The sequence below is a fragment of the Ensifer sp. GW101-20A05 genome, assembly GCF_059424735.1.
This window is the reverse complement of sequence record NZ_JBWKZT010000001.1, coordinates 237,816-254,424: the sequence shown is the minus strand read 5'-3', so window position 1 is coordinate 254,424 and position 16,609 is coordinate 237,816. Positions and strand designations below refer to the sequence as shown.

General features: G+C 63.7%; 16 protein-coding genes and 1 pseudogene. 9 read left to right on the top strand and 8 right to left on the bottom strand.

Annotated elements, in window-relative coordinates; all coding sequences use genetic code 11:
- The first annotated feature begins 146 nt into the window (after window positions 1–146).
- Window positions 147–1,313 (top strand): IS481 family transposase, encoded by a 1,167-nt coding sequence (locus AC070A_RS01385; RefSeq protein WP_057253894.1) that lies wholly within the window; start codon window positions 147–149, stop codon window positions 1,311–1,313.
- Window positions 1,314–1,562: 249 nt separating this feature from the next.
- Here AC070A_RS01385 and AC070A_RS01380 read toward each other — a convergent pair whose 3' ends face one another.
- From AC070A_RS01380 to AC070A_RS01370, 3 genes are all read right to left on the bottom strand, one after another.
- Window positions 1,563–2,420, bottom strand: coding sequence for a sigma-70 family RNA polymerase sigma factor (locus tag AC070A_RS01380; RefSeq protein WP_057253896.1), 858 nt, complete (start codon window positions 2,418–2,420; stop codon window positions 1,563–1,565).
- Entirely contained in the window at window positions 2,420–2,890 is a 471-nt protein-coding gene (locus tag AC070A_RS01375) for a carboxymuconolactone decarboxylase family protein (protein WP_057253898.1), read from the bottom strand. The genes AC070A_RS01380 and AC070A_RS01375 overlap by 1 nt, the downstream gene beginning before the upstream one ends.
- 201 nt (window positions 2,891–3,091) lie before the next feature.
- Complete coding sequence (locus AC070A_RS01370; protein ID WP_113479430.1) at window positions 3,092–3,355, bottom strand: hypothetical protein; 264 nt, start codon at window positions 3,353–3,355, stop codon at window positions 3,092–3,094.
- 175 nt (window positions 3,356–3,530) lie between these two features.
- Here AC070A_RS01370 and AC070A_RS01365 point away from each other — a divergent pair, with 175 nt between their 5' ends.
- The 5 genes from AC070A_RS01365 to AC070A_RS01345 are packed head-to-tail and all read left to right on the top strand — an operon-like array spanning window position 3,531 to window position 8,114.
- A complete protein-coding gene (locus tag AC070A_RS01365; protein ID WP_057253902.1) occupies window positions 3,531–4,511 on the top strand; it encodes an ABC transporter substrate-binding protein in 981 nt (326 codons plus the stop codon).
- Between the two features lie 8 nt (window positions 4,512–4,519).
- Window positions 4,520–6,292, top strand: coding sequence for an ABC transporter permease (locus AC070A_RS01360; RefSeq protein WP_082616050.1), 1,773 nt, complete (start codon window positions 4,520–4,522; stop codon window positions 6,290–6,292).
- Window positions 6,280–7,335: an ABC transporter ATP-binding protein gene (locus tag AC070A_RS01355; RefSeq protein ID WP_113133971.1), complete on the top strand. Its 1,056-nt coding sequence runs from the start codon at window positions 6,280–6,282 to the stop codon at window positions 7,333–7,335. Before AC070A_RS01360 ends, AC070A_RS01355 begins: the two co-directional genes overlap by 13 nt.
- Before the next feature lie 54 nt (window positions 7,336–7,389).
- Window positions 7,390–7,689, top strand: a complete 300-nt coding sequence (locus AC070A_RS01350; RefSeq protein WP_113133970.1) for a hypothetical protein — start codon at window positions 7,390–7,392, stop codon at window positions 7,687–7,689.
- Complete coding sequence (locus AC070A_RS01345; RefSeq protein ID WP_113133969.1) at window positions 7,686–8,114, top strand: type II toxin-antitoxin system death-on-curing family toxin; 429 nt, start codon at window positions 7,686–7,688, stop codon at window positions 8,112–8,114. Before AC070A_RS01350 ends, AC070A_RS01345 begins: the two co-directional genes overlap by 4 nt.
- On the opposite strand, the gene AC070A_RS01340 is transcribed toward AC070A_RS01345, so the two are convergent.
- Window positions 8,035–8,331, bottom strand: a complete 297-nt coding sequence (locus AC070A_RS01340; RefSeq protein WP_112994439.1) for a hypothetical protein — start codon at window positions 8,329–8,331, stop codon at window positions 8,035–8,037. The two genes, AC070A_RS01345 and AC070A_RS01340, sit on opposite strands and share 80 nt — an antisense overlap.
- A gap of 258 nt (window positions 8,332–8,589) precedes the next feature.
- On the opposite strand from AC070A_RS01340, the gene AC070A_RS01335 reads away from it, so the two are divergent.
- From AC070A_RS01335 to ftsZ, 3 genes are all read left to right on the top strand, one after another.
- The gene (locus AC070A_RS01335) at window positions 8,590–9,387 is read left to right on the top strand and encodes a phosphotransferase (protein WP_112994438.1); all 798 of its coding nucleotides are present in this window, start codon (window positions 8,590–8,592) and stop codon (window positions 9,385–9,387) included.
- A 164-nt stretch (window positions 9,388–9,551) separates the two neighbouring features.
- A complete protein-coding gene (locus AC070A_RS01330) occupies window positions 9,552–10,160 on the top strand; it encodes a glutathione S-transferase family protein (protein WP_113479431.1) in 609 nt (202 codons plus the stop codon).
- A 463-nt stretch (window positions 10,161–10,623) separates the two neighbouring features.
- Window positions 10,624–11,658, top strand: coding sequence for a cell division protein FtsZ (ftsZ, locus tag AC070A_RS01325; RefSeq protein ID WP_093234707.1), 1,035 nt, complete (start codon window positions 10,624–10,626; stop codon window positions 11,656–11,658).
- A 396-nt stretch (window positions 11,659–12,054) separates the two neighbouring features.
- Here ftsZ and AC070A_RS01320 read toward each other — a convergent pair whose 3' ends face one another.
- The 4 genes and pseudogenes from AC070A_RS01320 to AC070A_RS01305 all read right to left on the bottom strand — a co-directional run bounded on the left by AC070A_RS01320 (window position 12,055) and on the right by AC070A_RS01305 (window position 16,478).
- A complete protein-coding gene (locus tag AC070A_RS01320; RefSeq protein ID WP_113479432.1) occupies window positions 12,055–13,653 on the bottom strand; it encodes an ArnT family glycosyltransferase in 1,599 nt (532 codons plus the stop codon).
- An 822-nt stretch (window positions 13,654–14,475) separates the two neighbouring features.
- On the bottom strand, window positions 14,476–14,607 hold the full coding sequence (locus AC070A_RS01315) for a hypothetical protein (RefSeq protein WP_255571017.1): 132 nt from the start codon (window positions 14,605–14,607) through the stop codon (window positions 14,476–14,478).
- A gap of 232 nt (window positions 14,608–14,839) precedes the next feature.
- A pseudogene (locus AC070A_RS01310) lies at window positions 14,840–15,940 on the bottom strand (MFS transporter); the annotation flags it as partial.
- A gap of 415 nt (window positions 15,941–16,355) precedes the next feature.
- Window positions 16,356–16,478, bottom strand: coding sequence for a hypothetical protein (locus AC070A_RS01305; RefSeq protein WP_255571016.1), 123 nt, complete (start codon window positions 16,476–16,478; stop codon window positions 16,356–16,358).
- Between the last annotated feature and the right edge of the window lie 131 nt (window positions 16,479–16,609).

The following is a 16,609-nucleotide window of genomic DNA, read 5'->3' as shown; positions in this document are numbered from 1 at the left end:
GACAAAGCCGAAATGCTTTTTGGCGAGGGTTGTCCCATTCTCCCTCATCCTCGCCCCTGTTGTTCAGTCCGGGGAGATACCTGACAGGTGTTCGGGGAGATAGCTGACACATCATCGGCTGGATTTGGTCTTGAGGAGATCGGTCCATGCCCTGGCGAGAGGTGTCGGCGATGGAAGAACGTCGCGAGTTCGTTCGTCTGGCGATGATGGAAGGAGCGAACCGGCGGGAGCTTTGCCGTCGGTTCGGCATCAGCGCGGATGTTGGCTACAAGTGGCTGGCGCGATGGGCGGCAGGCGATGGCGATCTGGGGGACCGGTCGCGTCGTCCTCATGCCAGTCCCGGCCGCTGCAGCGAGAGGATCGAAGCTGCGGCGCTTTCGGTGCGCGACGCTCATCCGGCCTGGGGCGCCCGCAAGATCGCCGCCTGCCTGCGGCGCGACGGGCTGGAGCCGCCGGCGGTCTCGACCGTCCACGCGATATTGCGCCGTCACGGCCGGATCGATGGCTTCCCGACTTGTCCCGGCAAGGCCTGGCAACGCTTCGAAAAAGCCGAACCCAATCAGCTCTGGCAGATGGACTTCAAGGGCTGGGTCAAGCCGACGGGAGGCGAGCGTTGCCATCCCCTGACCATCGTCGACGATCATTCCCGCTTCTCGCCCTGCCTGAGGGCGTGTGCCGACCAGCAGGGCGTGACGGTCAAGGCTGAGCTGACGCGGACCTTCCGGCGCTATGGCCTGCCCCAGGCCTTCTTCGTCGATAACGGCCAGCCCTGGGGCGAACCGGGCGGCGAGCGGTGGACCCGCCTGTGCGTCTGGCTGCTCAAGCTCGGCGTCGAGGTGTGGCACAGCCGGCCCTACCATCCCCAGAGCCGCGGCAAGATCGAACGCTTCCACCGAACTCTGGAGGCCGAAGTCCTCGATCTGCGCGGCTTCAGCGATCTGGGCCAGGCCCAGATCGCCTTCGATCGCTGGCGTGAGATCTACAATCACCAACGGCCCCACGAAGCCCTGGGCCAGAACCCGCCAGCCAGCCGTTACCGACCGAGCGCACGGGCCATGCCCGGCTGCCTCCTCGACCCGCATTACGACAGCGGCGACGTCGTCTCCACCACCAAGGCCTATGTCAGCTTCAAGGGCAGGCTATGGCGTGTGCCAAGAGCCTTCTGCGGAGAACGCCTCGCTATCCGCCCCCTGACCCGGGACGGCACCTATGGCGTCTTCTTCGCCTCACACAAGGTCGCAACCATCGACTTGACCAAACCCAAAACTGTCAGTCATCTCTCCGAACAGGTGTCCGCTATCTCCCCGGACTGAACACCTGTGGCGGGGATCCAGCGGCCCGACGTCGGTCGGGTCAAAAGACCTTTCAGCCCAAGGACTTGGGCTGGTCCGCAGTTCCATTGGAACTGCTAGAGATTCCTGTGACGAGCACAGGAATGACGGAGATTTTGGCTGACGCACCGGCTTCTCCCGCAAGCTTACAATGATCAAACATAGTTTTGTCAGCAGTCTGTCGGGTGGCTTAGTGCCGCCCGGAACAGTAACGCCGGATAATGCCCACGCCTAATGCAGATGCACCAGCTTGTCCGGGTTGCGCACCACATAGATCGCCACCACCTTGCCGTCCTCGATCTCAAGCGCGGTCGTCTGCAACTCGCCGTCGGCTTCCCTCGTTACGAAGCCGGGGAGACCGTTGATGAAGCCGGTGCGCACCAGGGTTGAGCCGTGTTTGGCAAAGAGGGCGGCCAGTTGCTGGTGCACCTTCATGACGGCATCGAAGCCGAGGATTGGCCGCATCGCCGCCGGGCGTTTGCCGCCGCCGTCGGAATGGACGCTGACATCGGCCGCCAGCATCGCGCCGAGCGTCTTCATGTCGCCGTTTCTGGAGGCCGCGAAGAAGGCATTGGCCAGTTCGAGCCCACGCTGTTGTTCGATCTGGAAGCGCGGTCGTTCCTCGCGCACATGGGTACGGGCACGGGCCGCGAGCTGGCGGCAGGCGGCGGCATCGCGGTCGATCGTCGTTGCGACTTCGTCGAAACTCAGGCCGAAGACGTCGTGCAACAGGAAGGCGGCGCGCTCCAGCGGGGAGAGCCGTTCAAGCGCAAGCATCAGGGGCAGGGTGACGTCATCCTCCGGCTCCTCCTCGACCACGGGGTCGGGCAGCCAGGGGCCGACATAGGTTTCGCGCTTGAGCCGCGCGGATTTCAATTGGTCGAGGCAGAGCCTGGTCACGGTACGGCGCAGGAAGGCTTCGGGTTCGCGCACAGCCGCACGGTCGGCCCCCATCCAGCGGATGAAGGCCTCCTGAACCATGTCCTCGGCATCGGCGACCGAGCCGAGCATGCGGTAGGCGACGCGGATCAGCTTCGGACGCAGCGGGTCGAAAACCGCCGCTGCGTCCTCTTGGGGGGTGCCCGTCATCAGGCGGCCTTCTCGGCTGCGGCCTTTGCCTCTGCCGGATCGACCCAGAGGCCAAAGCCGACGGCCAGGCGGTTCCAGCCATTGATGACGTTGATCATCAGCGTGAGCTTCACCTGTTCCTCCTCGGTGAAATGGTCCTTCAGCGCTTCGTAGGCCTGTTCATGGGTGTGGCCTTCCGAAAGCCGCGTCAGCGCTTCGGTCCAGCCTAGCGCGGCGCGCTCGCGATCGGAATAGCACGGCGCCTCGCGCCAGGCCGCAAGCAGGTAGATGCGCTGCTCGGTCTCGCCCTTGGCGCGCGCTTCCTGGGTGTGCATGTTGATGCAGTTGGCGCAGCCATTGATCTGCGAGGCGCGGATCTTGACGAGTTCGATGATGGTCGGGTCCAGGCTCGCGGCAACGGCGACGGAGGTGCCCATCCAGTTTTTCATCAGCTGGGGGGCGGCAGCGAAAAGGTCGATCTTGGCAGTCATGGTTCCGTTTCCTTTCGTTGGTTCCGATACCATGACGAGCGAGCTACGGCCGGTGTGACATCGGCGCGAAATTTTTTACGGAATCTTTTGCGGCGGGCTCGTCGGTAGCTTGGTTGATGCAACATTTGAAGGCGCATCTGGCGGCATCCTTCCCCGTCCGATCACGCCCTTTCCACCCGCGATCGACACGGTCGGCAGCGCCTATTCGGCGGAAGGTTGGCTGCGGCGTTCCAATATGGACTGAAGCAGATCGGCCTGGCGCTCGGCGGCGAGGCGAATTTTCTTGAGCTGTCCGAGCAACGAGCCGAAGGCCGCAAGCGCGATGCCTGCGCCGACGGTCGGCAATGCCGACTGCACGGCAAGAATAATGCCCAGCCAGCCGAAAGACGGCACGATTGCGTGCAGCGCATCCGCCAGCGATACGACGATAAGCACCGCTCCGGCAATTTTCAGAAAAGTGTCCATGGCAGTTTCTCCACTCGCATTCCGTGCAAACTTTCTCCGTCTGCACGTCTTGTCAAGGGAGCGTGCGTTCTCTCGCTAAGGGAGCGCGACAGGGGGCTTGCGGTTCTGGTCTGTCATACCCCTGTAAAACGTCCTCTCTATCCCTCGGCGCCAGTTTCAACACGAGGGTATATCCATGAAATCCTTTGTTTCCGTCCTTGCCGGCGCTCTCGTCGCGGGCCTGCTTTCGACCGCGGCCTACGCCGAAAGCCTGGTGCTCTATACCAGCCAGCCGAACGAGGACGCGCAGGCGACCGTCGATGCGTTCCAGGCGGCCAATCCGGGCATCGAGGTCGAATGGGTGCGCGAGGGCACGACGAAGATCATGGCGAAGCTGATGGCCGAGATCGAAGCCGGCAATCCGGTCGCCGACGTGCTCTTGATCGCCGACACCGTGACGATGCAGCGGCTGAAGGAAGCCGGGCATCTGGCCGACTACAAGTCGCCGGAAGCGGGCAACTACGATGCTTCGCTCTATGATGCCGACGGCGCCTATTACTCCACCAAGATGATCACGACCGGCATCGTCTACAACACCGCGGCCGCGATGAAGCCTGCCGGCTGGCAGGATCTCACAAAGCCGGAAGCCAAGGGCCTCGTGACCATGCCGAGCCCGCTGACCTCGGGCGCGGCGCTGATCCATGCGCAGACGCTGACCAACATCGATGGTCTCGGCTGGGACTATTACAAGGCGCTCGCGGCAAATGGTGCCACGGCCGCTGGCGGCAACGGCGGCGTGCTGAAGGCGGTTGCGACCGGCGAGAAGGCCTATGGCATGCTCGTCGATTTCATGGCGATCCGCGAAAAGGCCAAGGGCGCGCCGGTGGAATTCGTCTTCCCGGCCGAGGGCGTTTCGGCTGTGACCGAACCAGTCGGCATCCTGAAGACTGCCAAGAACGTCGACGCCGCCAAGAAGTTCGTCGACTTCCTGCTTTCCGAGGAGGGCCAGAAGACGGCGGTGAAGATGGGCTACATCCCGGCCCGCAACGGCGTGGCGCTGCCCGAGGGCTATCCGGCCCGCGAGACGATCAAGGTGTTGCCGGTCAACGCCGCCGACGCGGTGAAGAACTCCGACGCCGACCTCAAGACTTTCTCCGGCATCTTCGGCACGAACTGATATCGGGAATGCTTGAACGCAATGACCTGCGCAGCCGGCCCCGCTGGCTGCGCTTTCCCTTTCAAAGCCGGACGCAGGACGTGCCGCAGGCGAGGGTGGGTGCCAGACCCGCCGCCGAGCCGCGCTGGCTGGTGCCCTTCGTTTTCGCCTGCCTGTTTCTGCTGTGCCTGCTGCCGCTCATCAGCCTGGCCAAGGCCGGCTTTGCCGGGCTCGTCTCCGGGCAGTCGATCGGCGTGCTCACCGAACCCGCGACCTTTGCAGCGATCCGCAACACGCTGATAACGGCGACCGGCGGCATGATCGTCTCCGTCGTTATCGGCGCTATCTTCGCCTTCGCCGTGGCGCTGACGGATGTGCGCGGCAAGCAGAGCTTAAGCTTCGCCTTCATGCTGCCGATGATGATCCCGCCGCAGGTGACCGCACTCGCCTGGGTGGAGATGACCGGGCCGGCGAGCCCGCTTCTGAAGACGCTGGGGATCGCGCCGCCGCTCGGCAGCCCGCAGCCGCTCTATTCGCTCGCGGGCATCTCGCTGCTTCTCGGCGTACAGCACGCACCACTGGTCTTCTTGGCGCTGAAAGCCGGGCTTTCAGCTTCCCCGCGGGATGGAGTGGAGGCGGCACGGCTTGCCGGTGCCACGCCGTTCCGCGTTTTCCGCGATATCGTCGCGCCGCTGTCGCTGCCGGGGCTGATTGCCGGGGCGGCGATCGCCTTCGTTTCGGGTGTGGGCAATTTCGGCATTCCGGCGATCCTCGGCATTCCCGCTGGGATCGAGGTGCTGCCGACCTTGATCTACACGAGGCTGGCAAGCTTCGGTGCCGGCACCTTCGGCGAGATCGCGCTGCTTTCGAGCCTCATCGCCGTGATCGCCGCGGCCGGGCTGATCCTGCAGCAGCGGGCGCTCTCAGGGAAGGACTACCGCATCATCGGCCTCTCCGGCGCCAATGCCGCTTTCGCGCTCGGGCGTTATCGCCTGGTCGTGGAGATGGCGCTGGTCGCGATCCTGTTCTTCGTGCTGGTGGCGCCGCTGGCTGCGCTTGTCGCAAGCTCGATGGTGCCGGCCTATGGCGTGCCGCTCAACCTTCAGACCGTGTCATTGCGCGCTTACGAAGAAATCCTCTTTCGCCAGTCGATGACGCTGAAGGCGCTTGGCAATTCGACGTTCCTTGCGACCACCGCAGCACTTGGCCTGCTCGCGGTCTCCGTACCCGCGGCCTACCTGATGACCCGGCGCAAGGGCTTGCTTGCCAATACGCTCGGCATCCTTATCGAGATCCCCTATGCGCTGCCCGGCATCGTGCTGGCTGTCGCCTTCATTCTCACCTTTGCGGCTCCGTTGCCTCTCCTCAGCGTCTCGCTCTACGGCACCATCTGGATCATCCTGATCGCCTATTTCTCCTCGTTCCTGGCCGTCAGCCTGAAACCCGTCATGAGCGCCTTTCTGCAGATGGATCCGTCGCTCGAGGAGGCCGCGCGTCTCTCGGGTGCCGGCTTCCTCAGGCGCATGCGTGACGTGATCCTGCCGCTGGTGGCGCCCGCCGCCGGGGCTGCGATCATCCTCGTCTTCCTCATCGCTGCCAACGAACTGACGGTCTCCGCACTGCTCTGGTCGGCCGGCACCCAGACGCTCGGTGTCGCCATCTTCAATCTCGACGACAGCGGTTCGTCCGATCTTGCCGCAGCGCTCTCGGTGCTTGTCGTGGTGATGGTCGTGCTGTTGATGGCGGCGCTCGAGGCGCTTGCGAAATATCTTCCCGAGGGCGTGCTGCCGTGGCGCAACTGATCCTCAATCACCTCACGAAACATTTCGGCGGCGGGCGGCCGGCGGTATCGGATGTTTCGCTGACCGTGCGGGAAGGCGGCTTCCTGGCGCTGCTCGGTCCCTCGGGCTGCGGCAAGACCACGGTGCTGCGCATGATCGCCGGCTTCGAGCAACCAACCGACGGCTCGATCGATTTCGGCGAAAGGCGGCTTTCCGACGCATCGCGGGCGCTGCCGCCGGAACGGCGCAACATGGCGATGGTGTTTCAGTCCTATGCGCTGTGGCCGCATATGACGGTGGCCGAGAATGTCGGCTATCCGCTGAAGGTGCGCGGCATTTCCGGTGAAGCCTGGCGACGAAGTGTCGGCGAGGCGCTGGCGCTGGTGAAGCTCACCGATTATGCTGATCGCCGGCCCGCGGCCCTTTCCGGCGGCCAGCGCCAGCGCGTGGCGCTTGCCCGCTGCCTGGTGACCTCGCCGGATGTGGTGCTGCTCGACGAGCCGCTCGCCAATCTCGACCAGCATCTGCGCAAGTCGATGGAGGAGACCTTCCGCATCTTCCACGAGCGCTCGGGCGCGACGATGATCTACGTGACCCACGACCAGGCCGAGGCGATGGCGCTCGCGACCGATGTCGCCGTCATGTCCGAGGGGCGGCTGATGCAGATGGCGTCGCCGGCGGAGATTTACGCGAGGCCTGAGGGTGCCGTCGTCGGCGGTCTGATTGGCCGCGGCTCGGTGCTCAGGCTGCCGCTGTCCGAGGGGGCGCCCAGGGCGCTGGAGTGGCCGGCGCTGCGGACCGCACTTGGCGGCATGCGCGAGGCGGGTGCGAGCAATGGGGCGATCCGTGACGTGCCAATGCGCGATGTGCTTGTGCGGCCGGAGCATGTGCGCCGCGACGGCGAGGGGGTGGCGCTTCGGGTCATCGCCTGCTCCTTCGAGGGCGAGCGTTTTGCGCTGACGCTTTCGCTGCCCGACGGGCAGGCGTTGAAGGCCTATGGCGACCAGGCGATGAAGCCCGGAGAGACCGGGCGCTTCGTTGTTGGCAGGGGCTGGCGGCTTTAGGGAAGGAGGTTGCGCCTTCTTGGGAACGCCACTTCCAAATGCTATATCGTAGCTATGGTCAAGAATGTCAGGAAGACAACGGGAAGAGTTGCGGATGCCGCGATAAGGCGTGAGCTTTACCGCGACAAGGACGGCATTTTTCACGAACGGCTGAAGTACAATAGCGAAGTTATTTCTCAATCCGTAGTCGGATCTTCGCGGTCCACTTCGAACCTACGACCGCAGACGGTTGTCGTCAAACAGGAGCAAGCGCCTGCGGCAGACAGTAGCGACGAAACCTACGACATCTCAAAGGAGGCGGCAGAAGACGTGTTCGCCCGCTTTGATTGGACGCTCTCCGAACTCGCCAAATGAAGCCAATATCCTTCGACGCCTTGGTGCAGGCCCATGACCTGACCATCAAGCGGCACGGCGGTGTTTCGGGCATCCGGGATGAAGGGGCCATTCGAGGCGCGATCGCGCGTCCCGTCAACATTGCGCTCTATGAAGGTGAGGTCACCGTCGGGAGGCTGGCGGCGGCCGTATGCGTTGGTATCGCCAAGGCGCACGGCTTTACCGACGGCAACAAGCGTGCAGCGCTATTCGCACTCGCCATGCAATTGCTCATCCTCGGCTACCGGCTTGACGCCACCCAGAAGGATATGCGCGATGTCATCTGGTCTGTCGCCGATGCCGATTGCCCGCTTTTTAGAGTGCTGTTCAATCACAATCCGGCTTGTCGAGCCGGACCTCGAATTGGCGCGGGCCGACCAGTCCGGGTTTCGACGGCAGGCCGATGATCCTTGCGATGACGGTGCATTTGCCCGCAATCACCGCAAAGCGGTCGCGGCCCTGGCTGATGATCTTGTCGATCGGATATCTGGGAACCGCGGCGGCAACCGCGTCGATGACGGCGGTGAGTTCGCGGGCGCGCTGATAGTTCGGCGCAAGGGCTGCAGCCGCCTGACTGGCGGCAAGAAGGAGGGCGAGGCAGCAGACGGTCGATCGGGCGAACATGGCAAGGCTCCTGTTTGGGAGAGGCAAGCAAGATGGCTGAGCAAGTTCAAGCATATCGGGTTGATCGGCACGCCGAGGGACGCGATCCGTTGACAGTTGCTACAGCGCCGCGCGTCTTATCAGACGCGCAAAGGTCGCTGTAGCACTTTGAATTGCTGCATGTTTTTTGTCCTTTAATCGGGTACGATTAAAGGAAACATGCAGTAGCCTGAAGCCGATCCTCGGCCCGACTTCGTCTCCAGCCTCCCGAACGGTCCGATGACATCCGAAACCTCGGCACAAGAAACGCCGCTTGCCGGCGGCAACGTCAACGCAAGCGTCGTGCGTGTGAGCGATACGGTGCGTCGCGCAACCGCGCCGCAGAGCGCAAGCGTCCACCGGCTGCTCCTTCATCTGGAGGCAAGGGGCTTTCAGGCGTCGCCGCGCTTCCTGGGCCTCGATGATCGTGGGCGCGAGGTCCTGAGCTTCCTTGATGGCGAGGCCGGCGTGTCTTCCGAGATCTGGCTTTCTGAGCGTGCCTTGACCGCCGCTGCCGCGCTGCTCAGGGCCTATCATGACGCGACTGCCGATTTCGAATTCACGGCGGCCGATCTCTGGGCCTTCCGGGATCCGGATCAAAGCCGCTCGGAGGTCGTCTGCCACAATGATTTTGCGCCGTACAATCTCATTTTCCGCGGCGGCGAACCGGCGGGGATCATCGACTTCGATCTCGCTGGGCCCGGGCCTCGCCTGCGCGATCTGGCCTATCTCGCCTACTGGATGGTGCCGCTTTCCTTCCATGCCGAGGAATTGAAGGCGGCGGCGCTCGCGGATCTCGGCGACGGCAGCCGGCGGCTGAAGCGCCTGTGTGCGGTCTATGGTCGTGCCTGCGACGACGCGCTGCTCACAATGGTGGTCGAGGTGCTTCGACATATGGGCGACGAGGCGGCAATGCTGGCGATGATCGGCGCGGCCGCGACCGAGCGCCTGAAGCGGGACGGGCATCTCGATCACTGGCAGCGGGAACGGGAAGCCTTCGAGCGCCATAGGGCATTGCTGTCGCTAAACATTGCGTAGCGGCCTTTGACGCACCGAGGACAGGCCGATGGCTCAGTGAAAAGATTTGCTGTCCTTTGAAATAAACCATTGAGTTAAATGAAACCGGTTGCTATATACAACCAGTATCCCGCGTAGATGCGTTGGGGAAACGAGGCGGGTGGCCTCATCGACAGGAGGATAAGATGAAGCTTTATCAGGGCATGGGGCCGAATTCGTATCGCGTACGCATCTTCATGGCGGAGAAGGAGATTTCGGTGCCGATGGTGGATGTCGATTTCGCCAAGGGCGAACACCGGGCGCCGGAGTTCCTGGCGGTCAATTCGCTCGGGCAGATCCCAGTGCTGGAGCTCGACGACGGAACCATCATCACCGAGAGCGTTGCGATCTGCCGCTATCTCGAGGAGACGAATCCCGAGCACCCGCTCTTCGGCCGCGATGCCGTCAGCCGTGCCAAGGTGGAGATGTGGAACCGTCGCGCCGAACTGGTGATCCTCGGCACCGTCGGCAATGTGGCGCTGCATTCGGACGCCTTCTTCGCCGAACGGCTGACGCAGTTTCCGGCTTTTGCCGAGACCGAGCGGGAGGCGGTGCCGAAGAAATGGGGCTGGCTCGACGACGAACTTTCGGATGGCCGGCCGTTCCTCGCCGGTGATGAGTTCTCGATCGCCGACATCACTGCAGGTGTGACGGCCTGGCTCTGCGATGTCTTCGGCATGGAGATCCCGGCTTCGGCCCGTCATGTTCAAAGCTGGCTGGAGCGGGTGCGCTCGCGGCCGAATTTTGAGGCTTAGGGCTCAACAAAGGGCAGGGCGGTTGCCTGTACTGCGGATCTGCCCCTCATCCGGCCTGCCGGCCACCTTCTCCCCGCCACGCGGGGAGAAGGAGACTCGCGGCGGCCGCTCGTTCCATCTCGGCCAGTCTCCGTTGCCGCTTCTTGCACGGACAATGTCAGATCGTGAGGCGGCGTTGGTTCTCGTCCCCTCTCCCCGCAGCCGGGGAGAGGGTTAGGGTGAGGGGCAATTGCCTAGGCCCGGGCCTAGGCAAGATACTGATCCGAATATCATTTTTTGGTCTGGCGCGGCGCGGGGCAGTGCGCCAAGTTGCCACCGAAAGGACCCGCTAAAATTCATATGTGGATAGGCGTTCTGTCCTTTTTCCTTGCCTTCTCCATGGCTTTTTTCAATTCCTAAAATAACAGCTGCCCGATTCGCCCGCCGTCGGCGCCTGCAGGGCGTCGGCTCTAGGAGACAAGCCATGAACGATTTCAAGAAGCCCACGATCACCGAAATGCGCCCGAAGATCACCGTCATCGGGGTCGGCGGCGGTGGCGGCAACGCCATCAACAACATGATCAACGAAGGGCTGCAGGGCGTGGAATTCGTGGTGGCGAATACGGACGCGCAGGCGCTCGCCATGTCGAAGTCGTCGCGCATCATCCAGCTCGGCGCTGCCGTGACCGAGGGCCTCGGCGCCGGCTCGCTGCCGGATGTCGGCCGGGCGGCGGCGGAAGAATCGATCGACGAGATCATGGATCACCTCGGCGGCACGCATATGTGCTTCGTCACCGCCGGCATGGGCGGCGGCACGGGCACGGGGGCGGCACCGGTCATTGCGGCTGCGGCGCGCAAGGCCGGTATCCTCACGGTCGGCGTCGTCACCAAGCCCTTCAGCTTCGAGGGCAAGCGCCGCATGGAGACGGCGGAGCAGGGTATCGAGCGGCTGCGCGAGGCTGCTGACACCGTGATCGTCATCCCCAACCAGAACCTCTTCCGCATCGCTGACGCCAAGACCACCTTTGCCGATGCCTTCGTGATCGCCGACCGGGTGCTTTATTCCGGCGTTGGCTGCATCACCGACCTGATCGTCAAGGAAGGTCTGATCAACCTCGACTTCGCCGACGTAAAGTCGGTCATGAAGGGCATGGGCCGGGCGATGATGGGCACCGGCGAGGCAACCGGCGAGGGCCGGGCGCTGAAGGCTGCCGAAGCGGCGATCGCCAACCCGCTGCTCGACGAAGTGTCGATGCGCGGCGCCAGGGGCGTGCTGATCTCGATCTCCGGCGGCATGGACATGACGCTGTTCGAAGTGGACGAAGCCGCGACCCGCATCCGCGAAGAGGTCTATGACGAGGCCGATATCGTCGTCGGCTCGATCTTCGACCGCACGCTCGACGGCACCTTCCGCGTCTCCGTCGTCGCGACCGGCCTCGATTCCGCGCGTTCGGCCAACAATGCCGCCGGCGCTGCCGCTGGCCAGCCCGCACCGGCCCCGACCCGCACGCTGCAGTAGGGCTCACACGCCCCAAGCGGGCGCTGCTTCAAGACAACAGGACGCCATGCGCTCATCCGGGTGCATGGCGTTTCCTGTATGAGCCCCTCATCCGCCTGCCGGCACCTTCTCCCCGCAGGCGGGGAGAAGGGACGTTGCGGCATGCTCACCGTTTCCTCTGCTCGCTTGCAGCCGCAGGATACCTTGAGGGAGCACAGCCGGCTTCTTGTTTCCGTATGCCAGAGGTGGCGGAAAGGAGACGTGGGAGCTGCGCGCGGTTCCCTCTCCCCGCAGGCGGGGAGAGGGTCAGGGTGAGGGGCGGGGCCAACCGGAAAGGCTTCGTCACGGCTTTATGAAAACCCATGTCGCGCGCCCATGAGAGCCGCAAACGCGCCGCGACGGGTGAAGCCGAGCGGTTCAATTCGAAGCCGCCGCATCCGCCCGAGGCGCCAGCCGGTAGATCAGCATCGTATCGTCGTCGACGACGCGCTCGGCTGTCCGGTCGAGATGCGCGATCAGGCCCTTATTGTATTCGAGGAGCTTGCGCCGCTGCATGTCGCGGGCGTTCTTGGTGATGCCGAACCAGGTGGCGTTCCGGGCGCGCAGCTCCTCCAGCGCCTCGATCGCATCGTTGTCCTCCATCAGCATCGACCATTCGGTTTCGCCGCCGCCGGGCGGGAAGACCCAGCCGCGGCGGCGGCTGTAATAGATCGCCACGGGATCGCCGATCGTCGGCGTTGCGGTGATGACGAGATCGCCGGGCTGGCTGAGTTCGCTCAGCTTCGTGCCGAGCTTTTCACCATGATCGGCATAGGGCGCCTTCATCAGCGAGAGGCCGGGGATGCTGCCGCCGATGACGACGACGGCGGCGATCGCCGCGAGGCGCAGAGCGCGCGTGCGAAATCCCTGTTCGCGGCCGATGCCGACCAGCAGGATCAGGCCGCGCCCGGCAAGTGCCGCCATCGGCACATTGAAGATATGGAAGTTCCAGGGGTTGGTCTTGATCTCGCGCGCGGCAAAGACATAGACGATCGCCGCCCCCAGGAACCAGACATGGAAGAACCAGGGCGCGCCGGCGGGGGAAGCGTCGTCTGGCGCCGCTTCGTTTGCCGCCGGCGGCGCGGTCAGGAGCGCGATGCCGGTGAGGATCACCACCGGCAGGGTGAAAAGCCAGCTGCTGGCGATCCTCCACGTGGCGGGAATGTAGAAGGCTTCGTCGAGGAACCGGGAAAGCCCGTCGCTCCAGAGATAGCCGCTGCCGGCGACATGGTATGGCGGATAGTTGGCGCCGAGATAATGCGCCCACCAGTAATAGCCGAGAATGAGCGCACCGGCGGCGAGTGCGACGGGCAGGATTGCCAAGAGCCGGCCGACGCTGAGCCTGCCGCGCTGGTGCAGAACGACGAAGGTCGCGTAGGTCATCGGCACGACCACGGCGATGCCCGGGAGCTTGGCAAGCACGCCTGTCGTGGTGAGGAGGCCGGCCGCGATGAGAACGGGCAGGCGATCGTTCTGCAGATAGGCGACATAGGTCCAGCCGCCCGTCGTCACCAGCGCCAGCATGGCCGGATCCGGCAGAAACGAGCGGTCGATCATGACAGCGCCCGGCATGATCGCCAGCAGGAAGGCGCCGGCATGGGCGTGGGCCTCGTCCCAGAGCCGCGCAATCAGCCGATGCAGCGCGAAGACGCCAAGGACGCCGAAGGCGATGGCGACGAGCCGGCCCCAGGTGTCGTCCCAGCCGAAGACGGCATAGAGAAGGGCGGTGATGTAGGAGACGACCTGCAGTTCGCGGCCCTGATAGGAGGGGTCGGGACCGGTCCAGCTCACCTCTGGAAAGAAGATGTTCCAGCTGCGCAGGAAGAAATTGTCGGCCATCATCGCCGTGCTCGCCTCGCGCCAGCTGAAGGCATCGACCAACGGCTGCTGAACGTCATGCAGGCGGAACAGGGCGGCGAGCACCAGGATCGCGGCGAGTATCGCGCCATTCATGTGCCTGTGATCGAACCCCGACATATGCCTCCCCAGGCGCGCCGAACGACCCTGACGACGACCGCGAGCGAGATGGGTGCCCTGCGGTAGGCTTCCGCCATGCGCCGTCGCCTGTATCCCTTAGTCTAGGACGAATATAATTAAGTAATCGCTGATTGTCTTGGTGGGAAAAGCTGGAAAACGGCCCCGTTTTCGGGCCTCGATGCGTCGCCAAGACTAATCCCTGGCGTGTGCCGTAGCCCAAAGGGACAGCTTGTCCAGAAACGCGCCCGGTCCTATAAAATTAGTACAAGCAAACTGTTGAGCACGACGCTCGCAGTTGCGCGTTGCTTTCGACCTTGACCACGGATGTACTGGCACGCGTTTTGAGAGCGAAAGAACAGAAGGGCCGGAGCCGCGCGCTCCGGCCTTTTTTTGTTGGGACGGGCCGATCGCCCTCCTGAAGTCCGCCGGCTCGGGTAACAGCGCGACGGCCAGGCCGCCGGCAACAAAACGAAGGTTCAAGATGGTGATCGGTTAAGTTGTCTCTTGTGATCTTCTATCGCAACTTTGCCGTTTGGCAAGGCGCCTGAGGATCGTGACACCAAGTGGAGGCGTGAACGCCGAACGGCCGACGCGCAAGTCTCGCGCGGTCGCTTTCACGAATTGTTCCTCACCCAATTGGGGGAAATGGTTAGAGCGAGACCGCTTTCGTGCTTGGAGCGTTCTCTCATCGTTCGTCGCGTATTAGTCATTGCGCAATTGGGCGCGACCAATTTCCGGGTGGCGGAACGATAGACAGGCCGCGGCTGGGGCAGGCGCGGCCACCCTGTGACGGCCGCCCGCGTCGCGGGCAAGGGGAAAGGTTTACAGGCCCAGCAACCAGAACAGCGCGCCGAACACGAGGATGAAGGCGACGACGGCGCCGATGAATCGCAGCATGCCGGTGTTGGTGTCGCCCGTGCCGACAAGACAGTACCAAAGATTGTCATTGTTCATGTTGCAGCGCTCCGTTTTGCACGTTCCGGTCTTACCAGAACCACCCGGGGATGCTCTTACCAGAACACCCCGGGGATATTCCTACTAGAATACCCCGGGGATGGAAGCGCAAGCCGGGCGCGCGGCAGTCGGGGTGCGCCCCGGCTGGCCATGTTTGCGGGATCCAGGGAGAGTTCCCGCCGGCGGCACGAAACCGCGCGCCCAGGGGCGCGGTCGTCTGCCGCGGTCGCGGCTATGCGGACGGAGCCTCCTTCACCTTCGGCAGTGCGCAGAGGATGGCGACCGAAAGCAGGTGAATTGCGCTAACGACGAGGGCGAGGGCCGGCAGTCCTTTGGTGATGACAGGCGCTGCCGCCATCGTGCCCAATGTGGTCGTCATGAAGATGAAAAAGACGATCAGCGCCGAGCCGCGAGCATCATTGCCGCCGGAAGCGACGATGCCGCGGTAGAAGCCGATGGGGCCACGCAGGCCGAGGCCAATGCCCATGGGCAGGAAGAGAACGGGCACGAGCAACGGATTGGTTCCGCCTGAGAGGCCATAGGCGAGGAGAGCGAACGCGCTTGCGGCGGCCATCGCGCTGCCGGCCATGATGACTTCTTCCGTGCCGAAGCGCTCGGCGATCTTCGCGGTCAGATTGGCGGCGACGATGAAGCCCGCGACGCTGACGATCTGCACGATGATGAAATCGTTGAGCGTGCCGCCCATCGTCTCGACGATCACCATGGGAATGCCGAACACGAAGGTCAAAACGCCACCGAGCGTCATGGCCTGGCTCAGTGCGTAGCGCATGAAGACGGGATCCGTCAGCAGCTGCAGATAGGTTCCTTGGGTGCCGCTTCTTCGTTGTTCGCGCGGAAGGCCGATCGCCAGCATCAGGACGAAGACGATCGCTCCGGCGGCGTCGAGAAGCTCGAACGACGATTGCCAGCCGAAATGCGCAAGAAGTGCCACGCCGGCGATGGGCACAAGCGCCGGAACCAGCGACTCGACGCTTCCGAGAAAGCCGATGGCGCGCACGGCCGTCTTCTCGCTGAACAATTGCCGGATGACGCCCGGCGCAAACACGGGCGCAGCGCTGGCGGCGATACCCTGCAGGAAGCGCAGGCCGATGAGGACGGCGATATCAGGCGCAAAGGCGCCGGCAAGGGAGGTGGCGGCAAAGGCGGCAAGGGCTGCGACCATCAGCGTCTTGCGATCGAAGTGATCGGCGAGGTGGCCGAAGAGCAGGAGGCCGAGTGCACTGCCGCCGACATAGGCGGCAAGCACCATCTGCGCGGTCGCTTCGCTGGCGGAAAACACGCCCGGCAGGATCAGGTCGGTGCCGGCAAGGGAAAGCGCGGTGCAGTATGAGCAGGATGAAGGTGAAGGAAGCGCTGGATGATCCTGTCATAGCAGGATCACCAGGCTGCGGGAGAGCGCATGTCGCATCGTCAACGTCTCGATATCAGTTGGAAGGATCGGCCTGATCTCCCGCCCCTAGAGCGAGAAGGTCGGCCAAGCCGTTCCCGCTGCTATCCAGAGACGCACATAGGGAGTGGGGCCGCCGGGGCGGTCAGACGTTTGGCAGCAATGATGAGCCGATACGATCGCATGCGATGAGGATTGCAGAAGACGGAGATCGCTGCAAGACGGAATGAAACCTATGCGGGAGGGGCTGAACGACTTCTGCGAGCATCGCCCGAGCCGGTCCGGTGGTCAGGACCCGCTGGGAGCGGGAGGGGGCGACCGGTCTATTTGCAAAGACCGCTCAGAGGGCGGCAAGTTCCTCGGCCGTCGCAACGATGTGCGTGTTGCCGATGGAATGATCGGCATATTTGAACGCCAGAATGCTCATGACTGACGCGACGAGGGCTACCAGGATGATACGCATTGGGGCGCTCCGAGCTCTTGCTGCCTGACCATGATCTTTCGTTGGGCCAGGCGTTGACCGAACCGGAACCGATGCCCCGATTGAAAGGCCACCGGCCTTTGTGCATTTGTTTTAGCAACGGAACCGGGTGG